The following is a 24,765-nucleotide window of genomic DNA, read 5'->3' as shown; positions in this document are numbered from 1 at the left end:
CCGATAACAAGCTGCAAGACACCCATGTGGGTGGCGCAAACCAAGGGGTTTGCACGATTTTCTGGCTGCTCCCGCCGGGAGAAGCCAAACAAGCAGGTGACCAAGCTGGGGAACGCTGATGGCTTACTCATACACTGAGAAAAAACGTATCCGCAAGGACTTTAGCAAGTTGCCGGACGTCATGGATGTGCCTTACCTCCTGGCCATCCAGCTGGATTCGTATCGCGAATTCCTGCAAGCGGGAGCATCCAAGGATCAGTTCCGCGACGTCGGCCTGCACGCGGCCTTCAAATCGGTATTTCCGATCATCAGCTACTCCGGCAATGCTGCCCTGGAGTACGTAGGCTATCGCCTGGGCGAACCCGCCTTCGATGTGAAGGAATGTGTCCTGCGTGGCGTGACCTTTGCAGTCCCACTGCGGGTCAAGGTGCGCCTGATCATCTTCGACAAGGAATCGTCGAACAAAGCGATCAAGGACATCAAAGAGCAAGAAGTCTACATGGGTGAAATCCCCCTGATGACTGAGAACGGTACCTTCGTTATCAACGGTACCGAGCGTGTGATCGTTTCCCAGCTGCACCGTTCGCCTGGTGTGTTCTTCGACCACGACCGTGGCAAGACTCACAGCTCCGGCAAGCTGCTGTACTCCGCTCGCATCATCCCTTACCGCGGCTCCTGGCTGGACTTCGAGTTCGACCCGAAGGACTGCGTGTTCGTACGTATCGACCGTCGCCGCAAACTGCCGGCCTCGGTGCTGCTGCGTGCCCTGGGCTACAGCACTGAAGAAGTGCTGAACACCTTCTACACCACCAACGTGTTCCACATTTCCGGCGAGAAACTCAGCCTGGAACTGGTACCGCAGCGTCTGCGTGGTGAGGTTGCAGTCATGGATATCCATGACGAAACCGGCAAAGTCATCGTCGAGCAGGGCCGCCGTATTACCGCGCGCCACATCAACCAGCTCGAGAAGGCCGGCGTCAAGCAGCTGGACGTTCCTATGGAATACGTCCTGGGCCGCACTACCGCCAAGGCCATCGTGCATCCGGCTACCGGCGAGATCCTGGCCGAATGCAATACCGAGATGACCACCGAACTGCTGATCAAGGTCGCCAAGGCACAGGTCGTCCGTATCGAGACCCTGTACACCAACGACATCGACTGCGGTCCGTTCATCTCCGATACCCTGAAGATCGACACTACCAGCAACCAGCTGGAAGCCCTGGTCGAGATCTACCGCATGATGCGTCCTGGCGAGCCGCCAACCAAGGACGCTGCCGAGACCCTGTTCAACAACCTGTTCTTCAGCGCCGAGCGTTACGACCTGTCCGCCGTTGGCCGCATGAAGTTCAACCGTCGTATCGGTCGTACCGAGATCGAAGGTTCGGGCGTGCTGAGCAAGGAAGATATCGTCGAGGTTCTGAAGACCCTGGTCGACATCCGTAACGGCAAAGGCATCGTCGACGACATCGACCACCTGGGTAACCGTCGCGTACGTTGCGTCGGCGAGATGGCCGAGAACCAGTTCCGCGTTGGCCTGGTGCGCGTCGAGCGCGCGGTCAAGGAACGCCTGTCGATGGCGGAAAGCGAAGGCCTGATGCCGCAGGACCTGATCAATGCCAAGCCGGTAGCGGCGGCAGTGAAAGAGTTCTTCGGTTCCAGCCAGCTGTCCCAGTTCATGGACCAGAACAACCCGCTCTCCGAGATCACCCACAAGCGCCGCGTCTCCGCGCTCGGCCCTGGCGGTCTGACCCGTGAGCGTGCCGGCTTCGAAGTCCGTGACGTACACCCGACCCACTACGGCCGTGTGTGCCCGATCGAGACCCCTGAAGGTCCGAACATCGGTCTGATCAACTCCCTGGCAGCCTATGCCCGCACCAACCAGTACGGCTTCCTGGAAAGCCCGTACCGCGTGGTGAAGGAAGGCGTGGTCAGCGACGACATCGTGTTCCTGTCGGCCATTGAAGAAGCGGATCATGTCATCGCCCAGGCTTCGGCCGCGATGAACGAGAAGAAGCAACTGATCGATGAGCTGGTAGCTGTTCGTCACCTGAACGAATTCACCGTCAAGGCGCCGGAAGACGTCACCCTGATGGACGTTTCGCCGAAGCAGGTTGTTTCGGTCGCTGCGTCGCTGATTCCGTTCCTCGAGCACGACGACGCCAACCGTGCGTTGATGGGTTCGAACATGCAGCGTCAGGCTGTACCGACCCTGCGCGCCGACAAGCCGCTGGTAGGTACCGGCATGGAGCGCAACGTTGCTCGTGACTCCGGTGTCTGCGTGGTTGCTCGCCGCGGTGGTGTGATCGACTCGGTCGATGCCAGCCGTATCGTTGTTCGCGTTGCCGACGACGAAGTGGAAACCGGCGAAGCAGGTGTGGATATCTACAACCTGACCAAGTACACCCGTTCGAACCAGAACACCTGCATCAACCAGCGTCCGCTGGTGAGCAAGGGTGACAAGGTTCAGCGTGGCGACATCATGGCCGACGGCCCGTCCACCGATATGGGTGAACTGGCACTGGGTCAGAACATGCGCATCGCGTTCATGGCGTGGAACGGCTTCAACTTCGAAGACTCCATCTGCCTGTCCGAGCGTGTGGTCCAGGAAGACCGCTTCACCACCATCCACATCCAGGAACTGACCTGTGTGGCGCGTGACACCAAGCTTGGCCCAGAGGAAATCACTGCGGACATCCCGAACGTGGGTGAAGCCGCACTGAACAAGCTGGACGAAGCCGGTATCGTCTACGTGGGTGCCGAAGTCGGCGCTGGCGACATCCTGGTCGGCAAGGTCACGCCAAAAGGCGAAACCCAGCTGACTCCGGAAGAAAAACTGCTGCGCGCAATCTTCGGTGAGAAGGCCAGCGACGTTAAGGACACCTCCCTGCGCGTGCCGACCGGCACCAAGGGTACCGTCATCGACGTACAGGTCTTCACCCGTGATGGCGTCGAGCGCGACAGCCGCGCCCTGGCCATCGAGAAGATGCAGCTGGACGAGATCCGCAAGGACCTCAACGAAGAGTTCCGCATCGTCGAAGGCGCAACCTTCGAGCGTCTGCGTTCCGCCCTGAACGGCCAGGTGGTCGACGGTGGCGCGGGCCTGAAGAAAGGCACCGTGATCACTGACGAAGTGCTGGACGGTCTGGAGCACGGCCAGTGGTTCAAACTGCGCATGGCTGAAGATGCACTGAACGAGCAGCTGGAAAAGGCTCAGCAGTACATCGTCGACCGTCGCCGTCTGCTGGACGACAAGTTCGAAGACAAGAAGCGCAAGCTGCAGCAGGGCGATGACCTGGCACCGGGCGTACTGAAGATCGTCAAGGTTTACCTGGCAATCCGCCGTCGCATCCAGCCGGGTGACAAGATGGCCGGTCGTCACGGTAACAAGGGTGTTGTCTCGGTAATCATGCCGGTCGAAGACATGCCGCACGACGCCAACGGTACTCCGGTCGATGTCGTACTGAACCCGCTGGGCGTACCTTCGCGTATGAACGTCGGTCAGATCCTCGAAACCCACCTGGGCCTCGCAGCCAAAGGGCTGGGCGAGAAGATCGATCGCATGATCGAAGAGCAGCGCAAGGCCGCTGAACTGCGCGTGTTCCTGACCGAGGTCTACAACGAGATCGGCGGTCGTCAGGAAAACCTCGACGAGTTCACCGACGAAGAGATCCTGGCCCTGGCCCACAACCTGAAGAAGGGCGTGCCAATGGCTACCCCGGTCTTCGACGGTGCCAAGGAGCGCGAGATCAAGGCCATGCTGAAGCTGGCCGACCTGCCAGAGAGCGGCCAGATGGTGCTGTTCGATGGCCGTACCGGCAACAAGTTCGAGCGTCCTGTGACCGTTGGTTACATGTACATGCTCAAGCTGAACCACTTGGTGGACGACAAGATGCACGCGCGTTCCACTGGTTCCTACAGCCTGGTTACCCAGCAGCCGCTGGGTGGTAAGGCGCAGTTCGGTGGTCAGCGTTTCGGGGAGATGGAAGTGTGGGCGCTGGAAGCATACGGCGCGGCATACACCCTGCAAGAAATGCTCACAGTGAAGTCGGACGACGTGAACGGCCGTACCAAGATGTACAAGAACATCGTGGATGGCGATCACCGTATGGAGCCGGGCATGCCCGAGTCCTTCAACGTGTTGATCAAAGAGATCCGTTCGCTCGGTATCGATATCGATCTGGAAACCGAATAACACGTGACGCGAAGGGGAGTGGGGCAGGTAATGCCCGCTCCCTGCTCCGCCAGGAGGAAAGGCCTTGAAAGACCTACTGAATTTGCTGAAAAACCAGGGTCAAGTCGAAGAGTTCGACGCCATCCGCATCGGTCTGGCGTCGCCTGAAATGATCCGTTCGTGGTCGTTCGGTGAAGTTAAGAAGCCGGAAACCATCAACTACCGTACGTTCAAACCTGAGCGTGACGGCCTGTTCTGCGCCAAGATCTTTGGCCCAGTCAAGGACTACGAGTGCCTGTGCGGCAAGTACAAGCGCCTCAAGCACCGCGGCGTGATCTGCGAGAAGTGCGGCGTTGAAGTTGCCTTGGCAAAAGTTCGTCGTGAGCGCATGGCGCACATCGAACTGGCCTCGCCTGTTGCCCACATCTGGTTCCTGAAGTCGCTGCCGTCCCGTATCGGCCTGCTGATGGACATGACCCTGCGTGACATCGAGCGCGTGCTCTACTTCGAGAGCTACGTCGTTATCGACCCGGGCATGACCACTCTGGAAAAGGGTCAGCTGCTGAACGACGAGCAGTACTTCGAAGCGCTGGAAGAGTTCGGTGACGACTTCGACGCCCGCATGGGTGCCGAAGCTGTCCGCGAGCTGCTGCACGCTATCGACCTGGAGCACGAGATCGGTCGCCTGCGCGAAGAGATTCCGCAGACCAACTCGGAAACCAAGATCAAGAAGCTGTCCAAGCGCCTGAAGCTGATGGAAGCTTTCCAGGGCTCGGGCAACCTGCCTGAGTGGATGGTCCTGACCGTCTTGCCAGTGCTGCCGCCGGACCTGCGTCCGCTGGTACCGCTGGATGGTGGCCGCTTCGCGACCTCCGACCTGAACGACCTGTATCGTCGGGTGATCAACCGTAACAACCGTCTGAAGCGCCTGCTGGATCTGTCGGCGCCGGACATCATCGTGCGCAACGAAAAGCGCATGCTGCAGGAAGCGGTCGACGCCCTGCTGGACAACGGCCGTCGCGGTCGCGCCATCACTGGCTCGAACAAGCGTCCGCTGAAGTCCCTGGCCGACATGATCAAAGGTAAGCAAGGTCGCTTCCGTCAGAACCTGCTCGGTAAGCGTGTGGACTACTCCGGCCGTTCGGTAATTACCGTAGGCCCGACCCTGCGTCTGCACCAGTGCGGTCTGCCGAAGAAAATGGCTCTCGAGCTGTTCAAGCCGTTCATTTTCGGCAAGCTGGAAATGCGTGGTCTGGCGACCACCATCAAGGCTGCCAAGAAGATGGTCGAGCGCGAGCTGCCAGAGGTGTGGGACGTGCTCGCCGAGGTGATCCGCGAACACCCCGTGCTGCTCAACCGTGCACCGACCCTGCACCGTCTGGGTATCCAGGCCTTTGAACCGGTTCTGATCGAAGGTAAGGCCATCCAGCTGCACCCACTGGTCTGCGCCGCGTACAACGCCGACTTCGACGGTGACCAGATGGCCGTTCACGTGCCGCTGACCCTGGAAGCCCAGCTCGAAGCGCGCGCGCTGATGATGTCGACCAACAACATCCTGTCGCCAGCCAACGGTGAGCCAATCATCGTTCCGTCGCAGGACGTGGTACTGGGTCTTTACTACATGACCCGTGAAGCCATCAATGCCAAGGGCGAAGGTCGCGTATTCGCCGACCTGCAGGAAGTCGACCGCGTATTCCGCGCCGGCGAGGCTGCCCTGCACGCGAAAATCAAGGTTCGTATCAACGAAACCGTGAAAGAGCGTGATGGTTCCGTGGTCAAGAACACCCGCATCGTCGACACCACCGTCGGCCGTGCGCTGCTGTTCCAGGTTGTACCGGCAGGTCTGCCGTACGACGTGGTCAACCAGCCTATGAAGAAGAAGGCGATCTCCAAGCTGATCAACCAGTGCTATCGCGTGGTTGGTCTGAAAGAGACCGTGATCTTCGCTGACCAGCTGATGTACACCGGTTTCGCTTACTCGACCATTTCCGGCGTTTCCATCGGTGTTAACGACTTCGTTATCCCGGATGAAAAAGCCCGCATCATCGGTACCGCTACCGACGAAGTGAAGGAGATCGAGAGCCAGTACGCCTCCGGCCTCGTAACCCAGGGCGAGAAGTACAACAAGGTCATCGACTTGTGGTCGAAGGCGAACGACGAAGTGTCCAAGGCGATGATGGCCAACCTCTCGAAAGAGAAGGTCATCGACCGCGAAGGCAAGGAAGTCGAGCAAGAGTCCTTCAACTCGATGTACATGATGGCTGACTCCGGTGCGCGGGGTTCCGCAGCCCAGATCCGTCAGCTGGCCGGTATGCGTGGCCTGATGGCCAAGCCGGACGGCTCCATCATCGAGACGCCGATCACGGCGAACTTCCGTGAAGGTCTGAGCGTTCTGCAGTACTTCATTTCGACCCACGGTGCTCGTAAGGGTCTGGCGGATACCGCACTGAAGACTGCTAACTCCGGTTACCTGACTCGTCGTCTGGTAGACGTTGCCCAGGATCTGGTGGTTACCGAGATCGACTGCGGCACCGACCAGGGCCTGCTGATGACCCCGCACATCGAAGGCGGCGATGTTGTAGAGCCGCTGGGTGAGCGTGTACTGGGTCGTGTCATCGCCCGTGACGTGTTCAAGCCAGGCACCGAGGACGTCATCGTTCCGGCCGGTACCCTGGTCGACGAGAAGTGGGTAGAGTTCATCGAGCTGAACAGCATCGACGAAGTGGTCGTGCGTTCGCCGATCAACTGCGAAACCCGCTACGGCATCTGCGCCAAGTGCTACGGTCGTGACCTGGCTCGCGGTCACCAGGTGAACATCGGTGAAGCTGTCGGCGTTATCGCTGCACAGTCGATCGGTGAGCCGGGTACCCAGCTGACCATGCGTACGTTCCACATCGGTGGTGCTGCAAGCCGTACCTCGGCTGCCGACAGCGTCCAGGTGAAGAACGGCGGTATGGTGCGTCTGCACAACCTGAAGCAGGTAGAGCGTGCCGATGGCAACCTGGTTGCCGTATCGCGTTCGGGCGAGTTGGCGATTGCCGACGAGTTCGGTCGTGAGCGTGAGCGCTACAAGCTGCCTTACGGTGCGGTGATTTCGGTCAAGGAAGGTGACAAGGTCGAAGCTGGCGCCATCGTCGCCAAGTGGGACCCGCACACCCACCCGATCGTTACCGAGCTGAAAGGTACCGTGACCTTCGTGGGCATGGAAGAAAACATCACCATCAAGCGTCAGACCGACGAATTGACCGGTTTGACCAACATCGAAGTCCTGGACGTCAAGGATCGCCCTGCCGCTGGCAAGGAAATCCGTCCGGCGATCAAGATGGTCGATGCTTCTGGCAAGGATCTGTATCTGCCAGGTACCGACGTACCTGCCCAGTATTTCCTGCCGGCCAACGCCCTTGTCGGTGTGGCTGACGGTGCCCAGATCGGCGTTGGTGACGTTATCGCGCGTATCCCGCAAGAAACGTCGAAGACCCGTGACATCACCGGTGGTCTGCCGCGCGTTGCCGACCTGTTCGAAGCGCGCCGTCCGAAAGAAGCCTCGATTCTGGCTGAAGTCAGCGGCACCATCGCGTTCGGTAAGGAGACCAAGGGCAAGCGTCGTCTGGTCATCACTCCGACCGACGGTAGCGATCCGTACGAAGAGCTGATTCCGAAGTGGCGCCACCTGAACGTCTTCGAAGGCGAACAGGTAAACCGCGGCGAAGTTATCTCCGACGGCCCGAGCGATCCGCACGACATCCTGCGTCTGCTGGGTGTGAGCGCGCTGGCGAAGTACATCGTCAACGAGATCCAGGACGTTTACCGTCTGCAAGGCGTTAAGATCAACGACAAGCACATCGAGACCATCCTGCGTCAGATGCTGCGCAAGGTCGAGATCTCCGAGTCGGGCGATTCCAGCTTCATCAAGGGCGACCAGATGGAACTGACCCAGGTACTGGTAGAGAACGAGCGTCTCGCCGCCGAGGACAAGTTCGTCTCCAAGTTCACCCGCGTGCTGCTGGGTATCACCAAGGCGTCGCTGTCGACCGAGTCGTTCATCTCCGCGGCTTCCTTCCAGGAAACCACCCGCGTGCTGACCGAAGCGGCGGTAACCGGCAAGCGCGATTACCTGCGCGGCCTGAAAGAGAACGTGGTCGTGGGTCGTCTGATCCCGGCCGGTACTGGTCTGGCCTACCACAGCGAGCGCAAGCGTCGCCGTGATGCCGACAAGCCGCTGCGTGTGAGCGCCAGTGAGGTGGAAGCCGCACTGACCGAAGCGCTGAACTCCAGCGGTAACTAAGTACAGGGCAGGGCCCCGGCAAGCCTCGAACGGTCATCGACGACATGAAATGTTGCCGATGATCGGGCGGGGAGGGCCGGGGCCTCGTCTTGACTGGGTGCAAGATCCTCTTTAGACTTTTGTACCCTTAAATTTGGTGAGGCTCCGTCTCGCCAATTTTTGGCTTTCTTGCAAGACAATAGAGTCGCAAGACAATCAGTGGAGCTAGTAGATGGCAACTATCAACCAGCTGGTACGTCAGCCGCGTAAGCGTTCGGTCGAGAAGTCCGACGTTCCTGCGCTGCAGAACTGCCCGCAGCGTCGTGGCGTGTGCACCCGCGTGTACACCACCACGCCGAAAAAACCTAACTCGGCACTGCGTAAAGTATGCCGTGTGCGTCTGACCAACGGTTTCGAGGTTTCCTCGTACATCGGTGGTGAAGGCCACAACCTGCAAGAGCACAGCGTCGTCCTGATTCGTGGCGGCCGTGTAAAAGACTTGCCAGGTGTTCGTTACCACACCGTTCGCGGCTCTCTGGATACTTCGGGCGTCAAAGGCCGTAACCAGGGTCGTTCGAAGTACGGTACCAAGCGTCCGAAGTAATCGGTCGTTTGCAGACATCCATTTATTTGAGTCGATAAGAGTAAGGTCGGGCAGGGGTCGAAGACCCACGTCCCGGGCTAACCTGAAGACCGTTTGAGGGCTTATCATGCCAAGACGTCGTGTAGCAGCAAAACGTGAGATCCTTGACGATCCGAAGTACGGATCCCAGATTCTCGCCAAGTTCATGAACCATGTGATGGAAAGCGGCAAGAAGGCCGTAGCCGAGCGCATCGTTTACGGTGCCCTGGATACCGTCAAAGCACGCAAGAACAGCGACCCCCTGGAAATCTTCGAGAAAGCTCTCGACGCCATCGCTCCGCTGGTCGAAGTAAAGTCCCGCCGTGTCGGCGGTGCCACTTACCAGGTTCCGGTTGAAGTTCGTCCATCCCGTCGTAACGCTCTGGCAATGCGCTGGCTCGTAGACTACGCCCGCAAGCGCGGCGAGAAGTCGATGGCCCTGCGCCTGGCCGGCGAACTGCTGGATGCTGCTGAAGGCAAGGGTGCTGCAGTCAAGAAGCGTGAAGACGTGCACCGTATGGCCGAAGCCAACAAAGCGTTCTCGCACTACCGCTTCTAATTCAAGCATCAATTATTTTGCGAGGGCTTTATGGCTCGTACTACAGCAATTAACCGCTACCGTAACATCGGTATCTGTGCCCACGTTGACGCGGGCAAGACTACCACTACCGAGCGGATCCTGTTCTACACAGGTCTGAGCCACAAGATGGGCGAGGTGCACGACGGCGCCGCGACCACCGACTGGATGGTGCAGGAGCAGGAGCGCGGTATCACCATTACCTCCGCTGCCGTTACCACCTTCTGGAAAGGTTCCCGTGGTCAGTACGACAACTACCGCGTAAACGTCATCGATACCCCCGGCCACGTTGACTTCACCATTGAAGTAGAGCGTTCGCTGCGTGTACTCGACGGCGCGGTCGTTGTGTTCTGCGGCACCTCCGGCGTTGAGCCGCAGTCCGAAACCGTATGGCGTCAGGCCAACAAGTACGGCGTTCCACGTGTTGTCTACGTGAACAAGATGGACCGTGCCGGTGCCAACTTCCTGCGCGTTGTCGGCCAGATCAAGAACCGCCTGGGTCACACCCCGGTTCCGGTCCAGCTGGCTATCGGTGCAGAAGACGACTTCCAGGGTCAGGTCGACCTGATCAAGATGAAAGCCATCTACTGGAACGACGACGACAAGGGCACTACCTACCGCGAGGAAGAAATTCCTGCGGATATGGTCGAGCTGGCTAACGAATGGCGCAACAACATGGTTGAAGCCGCCGCCGAAGCCAACGAAGAGCTGATGAACAAGTACCTTGAAGAAGGTGAGCTGACCGTCGAAGAGATCAAGGCAGGCCTGCGCGCGCGCACCCTGGCCAGCGAGATCGTTCCGGCTGTCTGCGGTTCGTCGTTCAAGAACAAGGGCGTTCCCCTGGTTCTCGACGCCGTTATCGACTTCCTGCCTGCTCCGACCGAAATCCCGGCGATCAAGGGTATCCACCCTGACCTGATCGACGTGCCGAAGGACGAAGTCAAGCCTGAGCAGTTCGACGAGCGTCACGCTGACGACAACGAGCCGTTCTCGGCCCTGGCGTTCAAGATTGCCACCGACCCGTTCGTTGGTACTCTGACCTTCGTTCGTGTTTACTCGGGCTTCCTGACCTCCGGTGACTCCGTCATCAACTCGGTCAAGGGCAAGAAAGAACGCGTTGGTCGTATGGTGCAGATGCACGCCAACCAGCGTGAAGAAATCAAGGAAGTACGTGCAGGCGACATCGCTGCTCTGATCGGCATGAAGGACGTCACCACCGGTGACACCCTGTGCAACGCCGACAAGCCGATCATCCTCGAGCGTATGGACTTCCCTGAGCCTGTGATTTCGCTCTCCGTAGAGCCGAAAACCAAGGCCGACCAGGAGAAGATGGGTATCGCACTGGGCAAGCTGGCTCAGGAAGACCCGTCGTTCCGCGTCAAGACCGACGAAGAAACTGGTCAGACCATCATCTCCGGTATGGGTGAGCTGCACCTGGACATCCTCGTTGACCGCATGAAGCGCGAGTTCAACGTCGAGGCCAACATCGGCAAGCCGCAGGTTTCGTACCGCGAGAAGATCACCAAGTCCAACGTCGAGATCGAAGGCAAGTTCGTTCGTCAGTCGGGCGGTCGTGGTCAGTTCGGTCACTGCTGGATCCGTTTCTCGGAGCCGGATCAGGACGACAAGGGCAACATCACCGAAGGTCTGGTGTTCTCCAACGAAGTCGTTGGCGGTGTGATTCCTAAGGAATACATCCCTGCGATCCAGAAGGGTATCGAAGAGCAGATGAAAAACGGCGTTGTTGCCGGTTATCCTCTGATCGGCCTGAAGGCCGCGGTATTCGACGGTTCGTACCACGACGTCGACTCCAACGAAATGGCGTTCAAGATCGCTGCTTCGATGGCAACCAAGCAACTGGCCCAGAAAGGCGGTGGCGTGGTTCTCGAGCCGATCATGAAGGTCGAAGTTGTAACCCCGGAAGACTACCTGGGTGACGTGATGGGTGACCTGAACCGTCGTCGTGGTCTGGTCCAGGGTATGGATGAGTCGGTCTCTGGCCGCGTCGTCCGCGCTGAAGTTCCGCTCGGAGAGATGTTCGGTTACGCAACCGACGTTCGTTCCATGTCTCAGGGTCGCGCAAGCTACTCCATGGAATTCTCCAAATACGCCGAAGCTCCGTCGAACATCGTCGAAGCACTCGTTAAAAAACAAGGCTAATCCCCTTTAGGCAAGAGGTTCACTGTCGTGGCTAAAGAAAAATTTGATCGTTCCCTTCCCCACGTTAACGTCGGCACTATCGGCCACGTTGACCACGGTAAGACCACTCTGACCGCAGCTCTGACTCGCGTCTGCTCCGAAGTTTTCGGTTCGGCAGTCGTTGAGTTCGACAAGATCGACTCGGCTCCGGAAGAAAAAGCGCGCGGTATCACCATCAACACCGCTCACGTCGAGTACAACTCGAACATTCGTCACTACGCTCACGTTGACTGCCCAGGTCACGCTGACTACGTGAAGAACATGATCACCGGTGCTGCCCAGATGGACGGCGCGATCCTGGTTTGCTCGGCCGCCGATGGTCCGATGCCGCAAACCCGTGAGCACATCCTGCTGTCCCGTCAGGTAGGCGTTCCTTACATCGTGGTCTTCCTGAACAAGGCTGACCTGGTAGACGACGCCGAGCTGCTGGAACTGGTCGAGATGGAAGTTCGCGACCTGCTGTCCACCTACGACTTCCCAGGCGACGACACCCCGATCATCATCGGTTCGGCTCGTATGGCGCTGGAAGGCAAAGACGACAACGAAATGGGTACTACCGCTGTCAAGAAGCTGGTAGAAACTCTGGATGCCTACATCCCTGAGCCAGTTCGTGCCGTTGACCAGCCGTTCCTGATGCCGATCGAAGACGTATTCTCGATCTCGGGTCGTGGTACCGTTGTTACCGGTCGTATCGAGCGTGGTATCGTCCGCGTTCAGGATCCGCTGGAAATCGTTGGTCTGCGTGACACCACCACCACCACCTGCACCGGTGTTGAGATGTTCCGCAAGCTGCTGGACGAAGGCCGTGCTGGCGAGAACTGCGGCGTTCTGCTGCGTGGTACCAAGCGTGACGACGTTGAGCGTGGCCAGGTTCTGGTCAAGCCAGGTTCGGTCAAGCCGCACACCAAGTTCACCGCAGAAGTCTACGTTCTGTCGAAGGAAGAAGGCGGTCGTCACACTCCGTTCTTCAAAGGCTATCGTCCTCAGTTCTACTTCCGTACCACTGACGTGACCGGTAACTGCGAACTGCCGGAAGGCGTTGAAATGGTAATGCCGGGTGACAACATTCAGATGACTGTTACCCTGATCAAGACCATCGCAATGGAAGACGGTCTGCGCTTCGCTATCCGTGAAGGCGGTCGTACCGTCGGCGCCGGCGTCGTAGCCAAAATCATCGAGTAATCACTCGACCGATTGAAAAAACCCCCGCTCAGCGGGGGTTTTTTTTATTGGGTTGACACTAAATGGGGGCGTCTATAGAATCACGCCTCCTTTTAGCGGGCGTAGTGCGTCCGTTGGGAACAGCCTGGAGTCTGAAATCCAATGCAAAATCAGCAAATCCGTATCAGGTTGAAGGCTTTCGACCATCGCCTGATCGACCAATCCACCCAGGAAATCGTGGAAACCGCGAAACGTACTGGTGCACAAGTGCGTGGTCCAATTCCACTGCCTACCCGCAAAGAGCGTTTCACCGTTCTGGTTTCCCCGCACGTCAACAAAGACGCGCGTGACCAGTACGAGATCCGCACTCATAAGCGTGTTCTGGACATCGTCCAGCCAACGGATAAAACCGTTGACGCGCTGATGAAGCTTGATCTGGCGGCAGGTGTGGAAGTACAGATCAGCCTCGGCTAAGACTTCGGTCTAGTCGTGTAACGCTCTGAAATGGGCGGCCATAGCGGGTGAAAGCCCCGTACACTCATGAGGTTTACAACATGACTATTGGTGTAATCGGTCGCAAGTGCGGTATGACCCGCATTTTCACCGAAGAAGGTGTCTCCATTCCGGTCACGGTCATTGAGATCGAGCCGAATCGCGTCACCCAGTTCAAAACTGAAGAAACCGATGGCTACCGTGCAGTGCAAGTCACTGTCGGCGAGCGTCGTGCTTCGCGTGTGACTGCCGCTCAGGCAGGTCACTTCGCCAAGGCCAACGTTGCCGCTGGTCGCGGTGTCTGGGAGTTCCGTCTTGAAGAAGGCGATTTCCAGGCTGGCGATCTGATCAAAGCTGAACTCTTCACTGCAGGCCAGCTGGTAGACGTTACTGGTCAGTCCAAAGGTAAAGGCTTCGCCGGTACCATCAAGCGCTGGAACTTCCGTGGCCAGGACAACACCCACGGTAACTCCGTGTCGCACCGTGTCCCAGGTTCCATCGGCCAGTGCCAGACTCCTGGTCGTGTGTTCAAGGGCAAGAAAATGTCCGGTCACATGGGCGCCGAGCGCGTGACTGTTCAGTCCCTGGAAGTTGTTCGCGTAGACGCTGAACGCAACCTGCTGCTGGTCAAGGGTGCCGTTCCAGGCGCTACTGGCGGCGACGTGGTTGTACGTCCAGCTGTCAAGGCTCGCGGTTAAGGGGAAACTGACATGCAACTCAATGTAAATGACGCTCAGGCGATCGAAGTTTCCGAACTGACTTTCGGTGGCGAATTCAACGAGACGCTGGTACACCAAGCAGTCGTGGCCTACATGGCCGGCGGCCGTCAGGGCACCAAGCAGCAGAAGACCCGTTCCGACGTGGCTGGTGGCGGTAAGCGCCCATGGCGTCAGAAGGGTACTGGCCGTGCTCGTGCTGGTACTACTCGTGGTCCGATCTGGCGTGGCGGTGGTGTAACCTTCGCAGCTCGCCCTCAAGATCACTCGCAGAAGCTCAACAAGAAGATGTACCGCGCAGCCCTGCGCTCCATCCTCGCTGAGCTGGTGCGTAGCGACCGTCTGGTCGTGGTTCAGGACTTCGCTGTTGAAGCGCCGAAAACCAAAGATCTGCTGAACAAGCTGAACGGCATGGGTCTGAACGACGTACTGATCGTTTCCGACGCTGTTGATCAGAACCTGTACCTGGCTGCTCGCAACCTGCCGCACGTCGATGTACGTGACGTACAAGGTTCCGACCCGGTCAGTCTGATCGCATACGAGAAAGTGTTGATCACTGTCTCGGCCGTGAAGAAATTCGAGGAGCTGCTGGGATGAACCAGGAACGCGTATTCAAAGTCCTCCTTGGCCCGCACGTTTCCGAGAAGGCTACCGTTCTGGCTGAGAAAAAAGGCCAGTTCGTATTCAAGGTTGCTACCGATGCAACCAAGCTGGAAATCAAGAAAGCTGTCGAAGGCCTGTTCAACGTAAAAGTTGAAAACGTGTCGACTGTTAACGTCCTGGGTAAAACCAAGCGTACCGCACGTGGTCTGGGCAAGCGTAATGACTGGAAGAAGGCGATCGTCTCCCTTCAGCCAGGCCAAGATCTCGATTTCAGCAGCAGTGCTGAGTAAGGAAGGGGTGCATCATGGCAATCGTTAAATGCAAACCGACTTCCCCTGGCCGCCGTTTCGTGGTCAAGGTGGTCAACAAGGAGCTGCACAAAGGCGCTCCTCACGCACCGCTGATCGAGAAAAAATCGAAGTCTGGTGGTCGTAACAACAATGGCCGCATTACCACTCGTCACGTTGGTGGTGGTCACAAGCAGCATTACCGTCTGGTCGACTTCCGTCGCAACGACAAAGATGGCATTCCAGCCACTGTCGAGCGTATCGAATACGACCCGAACCGTACTGCTCACATCGCCCTGCTGTGCTACGCAGACGGTGAGCGTCGCTACATCATCGCCCCTAAAGGCGTGAGCGCTGGCGACCAGCTGATCGCAGGTGCCCTGGCCCCAATCAAGGCCGGTAACTCCCTGCAGCTGCGCAACATTCCAGTAGGTAGCACCATTCACGGCATCGAACTGAAGCCGGGTAAAGGTGCTCAGATCGCTCGTTCCGCTGGTGCTTCGGCTCAGCTGATCGCTCGCGAAGGTGTCTACGTGACCCTGCGTCTGCGCTCTGGTGAAATGCGTAAAGTCCTGGCTGAGTGCCGTGCGACCCTGGGCGAAGTCTCGAACTCCGAGCACAGCCTGCGTTCGCTGGGTAAAGCTGGTGCCAAACGCTGGCGCGGCGTTCGCCCAACCGTTCGTGGTGTTGCCATGAACCCGGTTGACCACCCACACGGTGGTGGTGAAGGTCGTACCTCCGGTGGTCGTCATCCGGTATCGCCATGGGGCTTCCCAACCAAGGGTGCTAAAACCCGTGGTAATAAGCGTACCGACAACATGATCGTCCGTCGTCGCAAGTAACTAGAGGGATACGACAGTGCCACGTTCTCTGAAAAAAGGTCCTTTTATCGATCTTCACCTGCTGAAGAAGGTCGAAGTGGCGGTGGAGAAGAACGATCGCAAGCCAGTTAAAACCTGGTCGCGCCGTTCGATGATCCTGCCACAAATGGTCGGTCTGACCATCGCGGTACACAACGGTCGTCAACATGTCCCAGTTCTGGTGAACGAAGACATGGTCGGCCACAAACTGGGCGAGTTCGCCGGTACCCGCACCTACCGCGGGCACGTGGCTGACAAGAAAGCCAAGCGTTAAGGGGTAAGGAAATGGAAGTAGCCGCTAAGTTGTCGGGCGCTCGCATCTCCGCCCAGAAAGCCCGCTTGGTCGCCGACCAGATCCGCGGGAAGAAGGTGGGCGAAGCGCTCAACCTGTTGGCCTTCAGCAGCAAAAAAGCCGCTGAAATCATGAAGAAAGTCCTCGAGTCGGCCGTTGCCAACGCCGAACACAACGAAGGCGCAGACGTTGATGACCTGAAGGTCTCCACCGTCTTCGTCAACGAAGGGCGTTCGCTGAAGCGCATCATGCCACGTGCCAAAGGCCGTGCTGATCGCATCGTCAAGCGGTCTTGCCATATCACTGTCAAGGTTGCGGACAAGTAACGGAGTCGATCAGATGGGTCAGAAAGTACATCCCACTGGCATTCGCCTGGGAATCGTCAAGGAGCACACCTCCGTCTGGTACGCAGACGGTGCTACTTACGCAGATTACCTGTTGAAGGATCTGAAAACGCGTGAGTACCTCCAAGACAAACTAAAAAGCGCGTCCGTAAGCCGTATCGATATTCATCGTCCGGCTCAAACTGCACGCATCACCATCCACACCGCTCGTCCCGGTATCGTTATCGGTAAGAAAGGTGAAGATGTCGAGAAGCTGCGTCAGGACCTGACCAAGCAGATGGGTGTGCCTGTGCACATCAACATCGAAGAGATCCGCAAGCCGGAACTCGACGCTATGCTGGTTGCGCAGAGCGTAGCTCAGCAGCTGGAACGCCGCGTAATGTTCCGTCGCGCCATGAAGCGCGCCGTACAGAACGCCATGCGTATTGGTGCCAAGGGCATCAAGATCCAGGTGAGCGGTCGTCTCGGCGGTGCTGAGATTGCTCGTACCGAGTGGTATCGCGAAGGTCGTGTGCCTCTGCACACCCTGCGTGCCGATATCGACTACAACACCTACGAAGCTCACACCACCTACGGTGTGATCGGTGTGAAGGTTTGGATCTTCAAAGGCGAAGTTATTGGTGGTCGCCAAGAAGAACTGAAACCACAAGCACCAGCGCCTCGTAAAAAAGCTGCTAAGTAAGGGGTACGCCAAATGTTGCAACCAAAGCGTACAAAATTCCGCAAGCAGATGACTGGCCACAACCGTGGTCTGGCACTGCGCGGTAGCAAAGTCAGCTTCGGCGAATTCGCCCTGAAAGCTGTTGCTCGCGGTCGCCTCACCGCTCGCCAGATCGAGTCCGCACGTCGTGCGCTGACCCGTCACGTCAAGCGTGGCGGTAAGATCTGGATCCGTGTGTTCCCGGACAAGCCGATCTCCAAGAAGCCTCTCGAGGTTCGTATGGGTAAAGGTAAGGGCTCCGTGGAATACTGGGTTGCCCAGATTCAGCCAGGCAAAGTCCTGTATGAAATCGAAGGTGTTTCTGAAGAGCTGGCGCGCGAAGCTTTCGCCCTGGCTGCTGCAAAGCTGCCTCTCGCCACCTCCTTTGTTAAGCGGACGGTGATGTGATGAAAGCGAATGAACTTCGTGAAAAATCTGCACAGCAACTGAATGAGCAACTGCTCGGCTTGCTGCGCGACCAGTTCAATCTGCGTATGCAGAAAGCAACTGGCCAGTTGGGGCAGTCGCACCTGCTCTCGCAAGTTAAGCGTGACATCGCTCGCGTGAAAACTGTGCTCAACCAGCAGGCAGGTAAGTGATCATGGCTGAAGCTGAAAAAACCGTCCGTACGCTGACTGGCCGTGTCGTCAGCGACAAAATGGACAAGACCATCACCGTTCTGATCGAGCGTCGCGTAAAGCACCCGATCTACGGTAAATACGTTAAGCGTTCGACTAAGCTGCACGCGCACGACGAATCCAACCAGTGCAAGATCGGCGACAAGGTTTCCATCCGTGAAACCCGTCCGCTGGCCAAGACCAAGTCCTGGGCACTGGTTGAAGTCCTCGAACGCGCTGTTGAAGTCTAAGGGCTAGGGGTCGGAGAAATTTTATGATTCAGACTCAATCCATGCTCGATGTGGCCGATAACAGCGGCGCTCGTCGCGTCATGTGCATCAAGGTTCTCGGCGGTTCGCACCGCCGTTACGCCGGCATCGGTGACATCATCAAAGTAACCGTCAAGGAAGCAATTCCGCGCGGTAAGGTCAAGAAAGGCCAGGTGATGACCGCTGTTGTCGTCCGTACCCGTCACGGTGTACGTCGCGCTGACGGTTCCATCATTCGTTTCGACGGCAACGCTGCTGTTCTGCTGAACAACAAGCAAGAGCCGATCGGCACTCGCATCTTCGGGCCAGTGACCCGTGAACTTCGTACCGAGAAGTTCATGAAGATCGTCTCGCTCGCCCCTGAAGTGCTGTAAGGAGATCCGACATGCAAAAGATTCGTCGTGACGACGAGATCATCGTGATCGCCGGCAAAGACAAAGGTAAGCGCGGTAAGGTGCTGAAGGTTCTGGCTGATGACCGTCTGGTCGTTGGTGGTGTGAACCTGGTCAAGCGTCATACCAAGCCTAACCCGATGGCGGGCGTTCAGGGCGGTATCGTCGAGAAAGAAGCGCCTCTGCACGCTTCCAACGTTGCCATCTTCAACGGCGAAACCAACAAGGCTGACCGCGTTGGTTTCAAAGTAGAAGACGGTAAGAAAATTCGTGTCTTCAAGTCGACCCAAAAAGCGGTTGATGCTTGAACACTGCTAGGTAGAAGACCATGGCACGACTGAAAGAGATTTACCGGAACGAAATCGCTCCTAAGCTTAAGGAAGAACTTAAGCTGTCGAACGTGATGGAAGTTCCTCGCGTTACCAAGATCACCCTGAACATGGGTCTGGGCGAAGCGATCGGCGACAAGAAAGTCATCGAGCACGCAGTAGCTGACCTGGAAAAGATCACCGGTCAAAAGCCGGTCGTGACTTTCGCTCGCAAATCCATCGCTGGCTTCAAAGTCCGCGAAGGCTGGCCGATCGGCGTCAAGGTGACCCTGCGTAGCGACAAGATGTACGAATTCCTGGACCGCCTGCTGGCGATCTCCCTGCCTCGGGTTCGCGACTTCCGCGGCCTGAATGCCAAGTCCTTCGATGGTCGTGGCAACTACAGCATGGGCGTGAAAGAGCAGATCATCTTCCCGGAAATCGACTACGACAAGATCGATGCTCTGCGCGGTTTGGACATCACCCTGACCACCACTGCTCGTTCGGACGACGAAGGCCGCGCTCTGCTGCGTGCTTTCAAGTTCCCGTTCCGCAACTGATTGGAGTAGGAAAATGGCCAAGAAGAGCATGAAGAACCGCGAGCTGAAGCGTCAGCTCACGGTAGCCAAGTTCGCTAAGAAGCGTGCTGAGCTGAAAGCGACCATCGTCAACCAGAACGCCTCTCCAGAAGAGCGTTTCGCTGCCGTTGTCGCTCTGCAGAAGCAGCCACGTGACGCTAGCGCCTCGCGCCTGCGCAACCGTTGCCGCCTGACCGGTCGTCCTCACGGTGTATACCGTAAGTTCGGCCTGGGCCGTAACATGCTGCGTCAAGCTGCAATGCGCGGTGACGTACCAGGTCTGGTCAAGGCCTCCTGGTAATCACTGCAGGCTGGATCCCGGCGGAAGGGGAGCAATCTTCCGACCGCCGGTGACCTCGCCAACAAACAAGCCCCTATATGGGGCTTGTTTCGTTTCTACCTTGTGTCTAGAATGACCGGCTCACCTGAGCCTGGGTTTTTTGCCCTGTCCGCTCAGGTGGTTGTGATAGCCGCAAGGCTAATAATTCTTGTATCAGGAGCATCTAGCCCATGAGTATGCAGGACCCGTTAGCGGACATGCTAACTCGCATCCGTAATGCCCAGATGGCTGAAAAGTCCGTCGTAAGCATGCCTTCCTCCACCCTGAAGGTCGCGGTTGCCAAAGTTCTGAAAGACGAAGGTTACATCGCTGGCTACCAGGTTACTGGTGAGGCCAAGCCTTCCCTGTCGATCGAACTGAAGTACTTCGAAGGCCGTCCGGTCATCGAGGAACTGAAGCGCTCCAGCCGTCCAGGCCTGCGCCAGTACAAGTCCGTCGCAGAACTGCCGAAAGTACGTGGCGGCCTGGGCGTGTCTATCGTCTCCACCAACAAAGGTGTGATGACTGATCGCGCTGCGCGCGCTGCCGGTGTCGGCGGCGAAGTTCTGTGCACAGTGTTCTAAGGGGAGATAGGCATGTCTCGCGTCGCTAAGAACCCCGTTAAGCTGCCAGCAGGCGTCGAAGTCAAATTCGCCGGCCAGCAGCTTTCGGTGAAGGGTGCCAAAGGCACTCTCGAACTGAACGTTCACTCGTCTGTTGAAGTTACCGAAGAATCTGGCGAGCTGCGTTTCGTCGCTCGCAACGGTGACCAGCAAGCTCGCGCCATGGCCGGTACTACCCGTGCTCTGGTGAACAACATGGTCCAGGGCGTAAGCCAAGGCTTCGAGCGCAAGCTCCAGCTGGTCGGTGTTGGTTACAAGGCACAGGCCAAGGGCACCGTCCTGAACCTGGCCCTGGGCTTCTCGCACCCAGTGGACTACGAACTGCCAGCCGGCATCACCGCTGAAACCCCAAGCCAGACCGACATCCTGATCAAGGGTATCGACAAGCAGCTGGTGGGTCAGGTGGCCGCTGAAATCCGCGACTTCCGTCCGCCAGAGCCTTACAAGGGCAAGGGTGTGCGTTACGCGGACGAAGTAGTCCGTCGTAAAGAAGCCAAGAAGAAGTAGGGCCTAGCAAATGACCGACAAAAAAGTTATCCGACTGCGTCGCGCTCGCAAAGCACGCCTCAAGATGCACGAACTCGAAGTCGTGCGCCTGTGCGTGTTCCGCTCCTCGCAGCACATCTATGCCCAGGTCATTTCGGCCGACGGCAGCAAGGTTCTGGCAAGCGCCTCGACCTTGGACAAAGAACTGCGTGATGGCGCCACTGGCAACATCGACGCGGCCACTAAGGTTGGCAAGCTGGTAGCTGAGCGTGCGAAAGCCGCCGGTGTATCTCAAGTTGCCTTTGACCGTTCCGGCTTCAAGTACCATGGCCGCGTCAAAGCGCTGGCTGATGCTGCTCGTGAAGGCGGGCTGGAGTTCTAAGTTATGGCAAATAACGATCAAAAGCGCGACGAAGGCTACATCGAGAAGCTGGTTCAAGTTAACCGCGTTGCCAAAACCGTAAAAGGCGGCCGTATCTTCACCTTCACCGCGCTGACCGTGGTAGGTGATGGTAAAGGTCGTGTTGGCTTCGGCCGTGGCAAGTCGCGCGAAGTACCTGCCGCGATCCAGAAAGCCATGGAAGCTGCTCGCCGCAACATGATCCAGGTTGACCTGAAGGGCACCACCCTGCAGTACGCCACCAAGGCCGCCCACGGCGCCTCGAAGGTTTACATGCAGCCTGCCTCGGAAGGTACCGGTATCATCGCCGGTGGCGCAATGCGTGCTGTCCTGGAAGTTGCTGGTGTTCAGAACGTTCTGGCCAAGTGCTACGGTTCGACCAACCCTGTGAACGTGGTTTACGCCACCTTCAAGGGTCTGAAAGCCATGCAATCTCCTGAATCCATTGCTGCCAAGCGCGGCAAGAGCGTCGAGGAGATCTTCTGATCATGGCAACCGTAAAAGTAACGCTGATCAAGAGCGTCTCGGGCCGTCTGCCTAACCACAAGCTGTGCGTTAAAGGCCTGGGTCTGCGTCGCATCGGTCACACTGTAGAAGTCCAGGATACTCCCGAGAACCGCGGGATGATCAACAAGGCTTACTACATGCTGAAGGTCGAGGGTTAATCGATGAAACTCAATGATCTGAGTCCAGCGCCGGGTTCCCGTCGCGAGAAGCATCGTCCAGGTCGTGGTATCGGTAGCGGTCTGGGCAAGACCGGCGGCCGTGGCCACAAAGGTCAGACTTCCCGTTCGGGTGGTTCGATCGCTCCTGGCTTCGAAGGCGGTCAACAGCCGCTGCACCGTCGTCTGCCGAAGTTCGGCTTCGTTTCCCTGAAAGCCATGGACCGCGCCGAAGTGCGTCTGTCCGAGCTGGCCAAGGTGGAAGGCGACGTGATCTCCGTGCAATCCCTGAAGGATGCCAACGTGATCGGCCAGAACGTACAGCGCGTGAAAATCATGCTGTCTGGCGAAGTCACTCGCGCAGTCACCATCAAGGGTATCGCAGCCACCAAGGGTGCGCGTGCGGCTATCGAAGCAGCTGGCGGCAAGTTCGAGGAATAAATGGCTAAGCAAGGTGCTCTCTCTTCGCTCGGTAAGGGCGGGATGTCGGAACTCTGGGCTCGTCTGCGCTTTCTGTTCATGGCGATCATCGTCTATCGGATAGGTGCGCATATCCCGGTTCCTGGCATCAATCCAGACCGTCTGGCGGATCTGTTTCGGCAGAATGAGGGGACCATTCTTAGCTTGTTCAACATGTTTTCCGGTGGCGCGCTCGAGCGCATGAGCATCTTTGCACTGGGGATCATGCCGTACATCTCGGCATCGATCATCATGCAGCTGATGACGGCGGTCAGCCCGCAACTGGAGCAGTTGAAGAAGGAAGGTGAAGCTGGCCGTCGCAAGATCAGCCAGTACACCCGCTACGGCACCGTTATCCTGGCACTGGTTCAAGCCATTGGCATGTCCATTGGCCTGGCCAACCAGGGCGTGGCGTTTTCTGTAGGGCTGGGCTTCCATGTCGTCGCCGTCTCCACCTTCGTGGCGGGCGCGATGTTCATGATGTGGCTGGGCGAGCAGATCACCGAGCGCGGTGTGGGCAACGGTATCTCGATGTTGATCTTCGCAGGTATCGTTGCCGGTCTTCCGAGAGCAATCGGGCAGTCTTTCGAGTCTGCGCGCACAGGCGATATCAACATTTTCGCCCTGGTCGCTATCGGTTTGCTGGCAGTAGCGATTATCGGTTTCGTGGTGTTCATTGAGCGTGGTCAGCGTCGTATCGCCGTTCACTACGCCAAGCGTCAGCAGGGCCGCAAGGTCTTCGCTGCGCAGACCAGCCACCTGCCGCTTAAGGTGAACATGGCGGGGGTTATCCCGGCCATTTTCGCGAGCAGCATTCTGCTGTTCCCGGCTTCGCTGGGTGCCTGGTTCGGTCAGTCCGAAGGTATGGGCTGGCTGCAGGACATCTCGCAGTCGATCGCTCCTGGTCAGCCGTTGAACATTCTGCTGTTTAGTGCAGGGATCATTTTCTTCTGCTTCTTCTACACAGCGTTGATGTTCAACCCGAAAGACGTAGCGGAAAACCTGAAGAAGTCCGGTGCCTTTATTCCGGGTATCCGTCCTGGTGAGCAGTCGGCGCGCTACATTGATGGCGTTCTGACCCGTCTGACCATGTTCGGTGCTCTTTACATGATGGCCGTCTGCCTTCTGCCCCAGTTCCTGGTGGTGGCAGCAAATGTGCCGTTCTACCTTGGCGGGACCTCGTTGCTGATTGTGGTAGTGGTTGTGATGGACTTCATGTCCCAAGTACAATCGCACCTCGTTTCGCACCAGTACGAATCCCTGATGAAGAAAGCCAACCTGAAAGGCTACGGTGGCAGCGGTCTGCTGCGCTGATACGCCCCTAAGGTTCGAGGAGTCGGTAATGAAAGTTCGTGCATCGGTGAAAAAGCTGTGCCGTAACTGCAAGATCATCCGTCGCGAAGGCGTCGTACGAGTGATCTGCAGCGCGGAACCGCGTCACAAACAGCGCCAAGGCTGAGTGTGATCTGCGCTTCAAACCCAGCAGCTAGTGTGCTGCTGGGTTGATTATTCGTTTCTACAGCGATATTATCTCGCGCCCTATTTCTTGGCTTCCGGGGCGTAGGTAGCTGTCAATTGGAGTCCCACTGAATGGCCCGTATTGCAGGCGTCAACATTCCAGATAACAAGCATGCTGTTATCTCGCTGACCTACATCTATGGTGTCGGTCGCACTACTGCACAGAAGATCTGTGCAGACGCTGGTGTAAACCCAGCCGCTAAGATCAAGGATCTGAGCGACGAGCAAATCGAAACCCTGCGTGGCGAAGTCGCGAAGTTCACCACCGAAGGTGACCTGCGTCGTGACATCAACATGAAGATCAAGCGCTTGATGGACCTGGGTTGCTACCGCGGCCTGCGTCATCGTAAAGGTCTGCCGGTTCGCGGTCAGCGCACCAAGACCAACGCACGCACCCGTAAGGGCCCGCGTAAGCCGATCCGCAAGTAATCGCCCAGGAATATAGACATGGCAAAACCTGCTGCTCGTCCTCGTAAGAAAGTCAAAAAGACAGTGGTTGATGGCATCGCCCACATCCATGCCTCTTTCAACAACACCATCGTGACCATCACCGACCGTCAGGGCAACGCTTTGTCCTGGGCGACCTCCGGTGGTTCGGGTTTCCGTGGTTCGCGCAAATCCACCCCGTTCGCAGCCCAGATCGCTGCTGAGCGTGCTGGTCAAGCTGCGCTGGAATACGGTCTGAAGAACCTCGACGTTAACGTCAAGGGTCCAGGTCCAGGTCGTGAGTCCGCCGTTCGTGCACTGAACAGCTGCGGCTACAAGATCGCCAGCATCACCGACGTGACGCCAATCCCGCATAACGGGTGCCGTCCGCCGAAGAAGCGTCGCGTGTAATCAGGAGAC

31 protein-coding genes are annotated in these 24,765 nt (G+C 57.7%); all 31 read left to right on the top strand.

All coding sequences use genetic code 11. The features are described from left to right. The first annotated feature begins 118 nt into the window (after positions 1 to 118). On the top strand, positions 119 to 4,192 hold the full coding sequence (gene rpoB, locus J5M58_RS20755; RefSeq protein WP_013970631.1) for a DNA-directed RNA polymerase subunit beta: 4,074 nt from the start codon (positions 119 to 121) through the stop codon (positions 4,190 to 4,192). Positions 4,193 to 4,256: 64 nt separating this feature from the next. Beyond that, positions 4,257 to 8,456: a DNA-directed RNA polymerase subunit beta' gene (gene rpoC / locus J5M58_RS20750; RefSeq protein ID WP_112249306.1), complete on the top strand. Its 4,200-nt coding sequence runs from the start codon at positions 4,257 to 4,259 to the stop codon at positions 8,454 to 8,456. 211 nt (positions 8,457 to 8,667) lie between these two features. Then, a complete protein-coding gene (rpsL, locus tag J5M58_RS20745) occupies positions 8,668 to 9,039 on the top strand; it encodes a 30S ribosomal protein S12 (protein WP_003255492.1) in 372 nt (123 codons plus the stop codon). 106 nt (positions 9,040 to 9,145) lie between these two features. After that, positions 9,146 to 9,616 carry a 30S ribosomal protein S7 gene (rpsG, locus tag J5M58_RS20740; RefSeq protein WP_003246741.1) on the top strand — a complete coding sequence of 157 codons (471 nt, stop codon included), beginning with the start codon at positions 9,146 to 9,148 and terminating at the stop codon, positions 9,614 to 9,616. A 30-nt stretch (positions 9,617 to 9,646) separates the two neighbouring features. Next, the gene (fusA, locus tag J5M58_RS20735) at positions 9,647 to 11,794 is read left to right on the top strand and encodes an elongation factor G (protein WP_112249305.1); all 2,148 of its coding nucleotides are present in this window, start codon (positions 9,647 to 9,649) and stop codon (positions 11,792 to 11,794) included. Positions 11,795 to 11,821: 27 nt separating this feature from the next. Continuing rightward, positions 11,822 to 13,015, top strand: coding sequence for an elongation factor Tu (tuf, locus tag J5M58_RS20730; protein ID WP_013970626.1), 1,194 nt, complete (start codon positions 11,822 to 11,824; stop codon positions 13,013 to 13,015). A 141-nt stretch (positions 13,016 to 13,156) separates the two neighbouring features. After that, positions 13,157 to 13,468: a 30S ribosomal protein S10 gene (gene rpsJ, locus J5M58_RS20725; protein ID WP_003186070.1), complete on the top strand. Its 312-nt coding sequence runs from the start codon at positions 13,157 to 13,159 to the stop codon at positions 13,466 to 13,468. Between the two features lie 80 nt (positions 13,469 to 13,548). Beyond that, complete coding sequence (gene rplC / locus J5M58_RS20720; RefSeq protein ID WP_003257089.1) at positions 13,549 to 14,184, top strand: 50S ribosomal protein L3; 636 nt, start codon at positions 13,549 to 13,551, stop codon at positions 14,182 to 14,184. Between the two features lie 12 nt (positions 14,185 to 14,196). Continuing rightward, positions 14,197 to 14,799, top strand: coding sequence for a 50S ribosomal protein L4 (gene rplD / locus J5M58_RS20715; RefSeq protein ID WP_008089819.1), 603 nt, complete (start codon positions 14,197 to 14,199; stop codon positions 14,797 to 14,799). Further along, the gene (gene rplW, locus J5M58_RS20710) at positions 14,796 to 15,095 is read left to right on the top strand and encodes a 50S ribosomal protein L23 (RefSeq protein WP_003255484.1); all 300 of its coding nucleotides are present in this window, start codon (positions 14,796 to 14,798) and stop codon (positions 15,093 to 15,095) included. The genes rplD and rplW overlap by 4 nt, the downstream gene beginning before the upstream one ends. A gap of 14 nt (positions 15,096 to 15,109) precedes the next feature. Further along, complete coding sequence (rplB, locus tag J5M58_RS20705) at positions 15,110 to 15,934, top strand: 50S ribosomal protein L2 (RefSeq protein WP_003255483.1); 825 nt, start codon at positions 15,110 to 15,112, stop codon at positions 15,932 to 15,934. Between the two features lie 16 nt (positions 15,935 to 15,950). Beyond that, the gene (gene rpsS, locus J5M58_RS20700) at positions 15,951 to 16,226 is read left to right on the top strand and encodes a 30S ribosomal protein S19 (protein ID WP_003255482.1); all 276 of its coding nucleotides are present in this window, start codon (positions 15,951 to 15,953) and stop codon (positions 16,224 to 16,226) included. An 11-nt stretch (positions 16,227 to 16,237) separates the two neighbouring features. After that, a complete protein-coding gene (rplV, locus tag J5M58_RS20695) occupies positions 16,238 to 16,570 on the top strand; it encodes a 50S ribosomal protein L22 (protein ID WP_003103908.1) in 333 nt (110 codons plus the stop codon). Between the two features lie 13 nt (positions 16,571 to 16,583). Continuing rightward, complete coding sequence (gene rpsC / locus J5M58_RS20690; RefSeq protein WP_003255481.1) at positions 16,584 to 17,270, top strand: 30S ribosomal protein S3; 687 nt, start codon at positions 16,584 to 16,586, stop codon at positions 17,268 to 17,270. A gap of 12 nt (positions 17,271 to 17,282) precedes the next feature. Then, entirely contained in the window at positions 17,283 to 17,696 is a 414-nt protein-coding gene (gene rplP / locus J5M58_RS20685; RefSeq protein WP_003255479.1) for a 50S ribosomal protein L16, read from the top strand. Then, positions 17,696 to 17,887 carry a 50S ribosomal protein L29 gene (gene rpmC / locus J5M58_RS20680; protein WP_002555481.1) on the top strand — a complete coding sequence of 64 codons (192 nt, stop codon included), beginning with the start codon at positions 17,696 to 17,698 and terminating at the stop codon, positions 17,885 to 17,887. The genes rplP and rpmC overlap by 1 nt, the downstream gene beginning before the upstream one ends. A gap of 2 nt (positions 17,888 to 17,889) precedes the next feature. Beyond that, positions 17,890 to 18,156, top strand: a complete 267-nt coding sequence (gene rpsQ / locus J5M58_RS20675) for a 30S ribosomal protein S17 (RefSeq protein WP_008089812.1) — start codon at positions 17,890 to 17,892, stop codon at positions 18,154 to 18,156. 23 nt (positions 18,157 to 18,179) lie between these two features. Beyond that, positions 18,180 to 18,548, top strand: coding sequence for a 50S ribosomal protein L14 (gene rplN, locus J5M58_RS20670; protein WP_002555479.1), 369 nt, complete (start codon positions 18,180 to 18,182; stop codon positions 18,546 to 18,548). Between the two features lie 11 nt (positions 18,549 to 18,559). Next, the gene (gene rplX / locus J5M58_RS20665) at positions 18,560 to 18,874 is read left to right on the top strand and encodes a 50S ribosomal protein L24 (protein ID WP_016715319.1); all 315 of its coding nucleotides are present in this window, start codon (positions 18,560 to 18,562) and stop codon (positions 18,872 to 18,874) included. A gap of 20 nt (positions 18,875 to 18,894) precedes the next feature. Next, entirely contained in the window at positions 18,895 to 19,434 is a 540-nt protein-coding gene (rplE, locus tag J5M58_RS20660) for a 50S ribosomal protein L5 (protein ID WP_003255474.1), read from the top strand. A gap of 13 nt (positions 19,435 to 19,447) precedes the next feature. After that, a complete protein-coding gene (gene rpsN / locus J5M58_RS20655) occupies positions 19,448 to 19,753 on the top strand; it encodes a 30S ribosomal protein S14 (RefSeq protein ID WP_110637824.1) in 306 nt (101 codons plus the stop codon). 209 nt (positions 19,754 to 19,962) lie between these two features. Beyond that, entirely contained in the window at positions 19,963 to 20,355 is a 393-nt protein-coding gene (rpsH, locus tag J5M58_RS20650; protein ID WP_009681971.1) for a 30S ribosomal protein S8, read from the top strand. Positions 20,356 to 20,367: 12 nt separating this feature from the next. Beyond that, entirely contained in the window at positions 20,368 to 20,901 is a 534-nt protein-coding gene (gene rplF / locus J5M58_RS20645) for a 50S ribosomal protein L6 (RefSeq protein ID WP_009681972.1), read from the top strand. A 10-nt stretch (positions 20,902 to 20,911) separates the two neighbouring features. Beyond that, complete coding sequence (gene rplR / locus J5M58_RS20640) at positions 20,912 to 21,262, top strand: 50S ribosomal protein L18 (RefSeq protein ID WP_009681973.1); 351 nt, start codon at positions 20,912 to 20,914, stop codon at positions 21,260 to 21,262. A gap of 3 nt (positions 21,263 to 21,265) precedes the next feature. Continuing rightward, positions 21,266 to 21,766, top strand: a complete 501-nt coding sequence (rpsE, locus tag J5M58_RS20635) for a 30S ribosomal protein S5 (RefSeq protein ID WP_003255465.1) — start codon at positions 21,266 to 21,268, stop codon at positions 21,764 to 21,766. A gap of 2 nt (positions 21,767 to 21,768) precedes the next feature. Further along, entirely contained in the window at positions 21,769 to 21,945 is a 177-nt protein-coding gene (gene rpmD / locus J5M58_RS20630) for a 50S ribosomal protein L30 (protein WP_003255463.1), read from the top strand. 3 nt (positions 21,946 to 21,948) lie between these two features. Then, on the top strand, positions 21,949 to 22,383 hold the full coding sequence (rplO, locus tag J5M58_RS20625) for a 50S ribosomal protein L15 (protein WP_003257107.1): 435 nt from the start codon (positions 21,949 to 21,951) through the stop codon (positions 22,381 to 22,383). Then, complete coding sequence (gene secY, locus J5M58_RS20620) at positions 22,384 to 23,715, top strand: preprotein translocase subunit SecY (protein ID WP_003257108.1); 1,332 nt, start codon at positions 22,384 to 22,386, stop codon at positions 23,713 to 23,715. A 28-nt stretch (positions 23,716 to 23,743) separates the two neighbouring features. Then, positions 23,744 to 23,860 (top strand): 50S ribosomal protein L36, encoded by a 117-nt coding sequence (gene rpmJ, locus J5M58_RS20615; protein WP_002555468.1) that lies wholly within the window; start codon positions 23,744 to 23,746, stop codon positions 23,858 to 23,860. 131 nt (positions 23,861 to 23,991) lie between these two features. Next, complete coding sequence (gene rpsM, locus J5M58_RS20610; RefSeq protein ID WP_003257112.1) at positions 23,992 to 24,348, top strand: 30S ribosomal protein S13; 357 nt, start codon at positions 23,992 to 23,994, stop codon at positions 24,346 to 24,348. An 18-nt stretch (positions 24,349 to 24,366) separates the two neighbouring features. Next, entirely contained in the window at positions 24,367 to 24,756 is a 390-nt protein-coding gene (gene rpsK / locus J5M58_RS20605) for a 30S ribosomal protein S11 (protein WP_003255454.1), read from the top strand. Positions 24,757 to 24,765: the final 9 nt, after the last annotated feature.

This window comes from Pseudomonas sp. 32_A (assembly GCF_017490905.1).
Lineage (GTDB): Bacteria > Pseudomonadota > Gammaproteobacteria > Pseudomonadales > Pseudomonadaceae > Aquipseudomonas > Aquipseudomonas inefficax.
Note: the sequence above shows the minus strand (reverse complement) of the source record. Positions and strands in the feature narration are given on the sequence as shown.

Excerpts from the sequence above, each read along its gene's own strand:
- rpoB (WP_013970631.1), top strand. The coding sequence starts at position 119 with ATGGCTTACTCATACACTGAGAAAAAACGTATCCGCAAGGACTTTAGC.
- rpsL (WP_003255492.1), top strand. The coding sequence starts at position 8,668 with ATGGCAACTATCAACCAGCTGGTACGTCAGCCGCGTAAGCGTTCGGTC.
- rpsG (WP_003246741.1), top strand. The coding sequence starts at position 9,146 with ATGCCAAGACGTCGTGTAGCAGCAAAACGTGAGATCCTTGACGATCCG.
- fusA (WP_112249305.1), top strand. The coding sequence starts at position 9,647 with ATGGCTCGTACTACAGCAATTAACCGCTACCGTAACATCGGTATCTGT.
- rpsJ (WP_003186070.1), top strand. The coding sequence starts at position 13,157 with ATGCAAAATCAGCAAATCCGTATCAGGTTGAAGGCTTTCGACCATCGC.
- rplC (WP_003257089.1), top strand. The coding sequence starts at position 13,549 with ATGACTATTGGTGTAATCGGTCGCAAGTGCGGTATGACCCGCATTTTC.
- rplD (WP_008089819.1), top strand. The coding sequence starts at position 14,197 with ATGCAACTCAATGTAAATGACGCTCAGGCGATCGAAGTTTCCGAACTG.
- rplW (WP_003255484.1), top strand. The coding sequence starts at position 14,796 with ATGAACCAGGAACGCGTATTCAAAGTCCTCCTTGGCCCGCACGTTTCC.
- rplB (WP_003255483.1), top strand. The coding sequence starts at position 15,110 with ATGGCAATCGTTAAATGCAAACCGACTTCCCCTGGCCGCCGTTTCGTG.
- rplV (WP_003103908.1), top strand. The coding sequence starts at position 16,238 with ATGGAAGTAGCCGCTAAGTTGTCGGGCGCTCGCATCTCCGCCCAGAAA.
- rpsC (WP_003255481.1), top strand. The coding sequence starts at position 16,584 with ATGGGTCAGAAAGTACATCCCACTGGCATTCGCCTGGGAATCGTCAAG.
- rplP (WP_003255479.1), top strand. The coding sequence starts at position 17,283 with ATGTTGCAACCAAAGCGTACAAAATTCCGCAAGCAGATGACTGGCCAC.
- rpmC (WP_002555481.1), top strand. The coding sequence starts at position 17,696 with ATGAAAGCGAATGAACTTCGTGAAAAATCTGCACAGCAACTGAATGAG.
- rpsQ (WP_008089812.1), top strand. The coding sequence starts at position 17,890 with ATGGCTGAAGCTGAAAAAACCGTCCGTACGCTGACTGGCCGTGTCGTC.
- rplN (WP_002555479.1), top strand. The coding sequence starts at position 18,180 with ATGATTCAGACTCAATCCATGCTCGATGTGGCCGATAACAGCGGCGCT.
- rplX (WP_016715319.1), top strand. The coding sequence starts at position 18,560 with ATGCAAAAGATTCGTCGTGACGACGAGATCATCGTGATCGCCGGCAAA.
- rplE (WP_003255474.1), top strand. The coding sequence starts at position 18,895 with ATGGCACGACTGAAAGAGATTTACCGGAACGAAATCGCTCCTAAGCTT.
- rpsN (WP_110637824.1), top strand. The coding sequence starts at position 19,448 with ATGGCCAAGAAGAGCATGAAGAACCGCGAGCTGAAGCGTCAGCTCACG.
- rpsH (WP_009681971.1), top strand. The coding sequence starts at position 19,963 with ATGAGTATGCAGGACCCGTTAGCGGACATGCTAACTCGCATCCGTAAT.
- rplF (WP_009681972.1), top strand. The coding sequence starts at position 20,368 with ATGTCTCGCGTCGCTAAGAACCCCGTTAAGCTGCCAGCAGGCGTCGAA.
- rplR (WP_009681973.1), top strand. The coding sequence starts at position 20,912 with ATGACCGACAAAAAAGTTATCCGACTGCGTCGCGCTCGCAAAGCACGC.
- rpsE (WP_003255465.1), top strand. The coding sequence starts at position 21,266 with ATGGCAAATAACGATCAAAAGCGCGACGAAGGCTACATCGAGAAGCTG.
- rpmD (WP_003255463.1), top strand. The coding sequence starts at position 21,769 with ATGGCAACCGTAAAAGTAACGCTGATCAAGAGCGTCTCGGGCCGTCTG.
- rplO (WP_003257107.1), top strand. The coding sequence starts at position 21,949 with ATGAAACTCAATGATCTGAGTCCAGCGCCGGGTTCCCGTCGCGAGAAG.
- secY (WP_003257108.1), top strand. The coding sequence starts at position 22,384 with ATGGCTAAGCAAGGTGCTCTCTCTTCGCTCGGTAAGGGCGGGATGTCG.
- rpmJ (WP_002555468.1), top strand. The coding sequence starts at position 23,744 with ATGAAAGTTCGTGCATCGGTGAAAAAGCTGTGCCGTAACTGCAAGATC.
- rpsM (WP_003257112.1), top strand. The coding sequence starts at position 23,992 with ATGGCCCGTATTGCAGGCGTCAACATTCCAGATAACAAGCATGCTGTT.
- rpsK (WP_003255454.1), top strand. The coding sequence starts at position 24,367 with ATGGCAAAACCTGCTGCTCGTCCTCGTAAGAAAGTCAAAAAGACAGTG.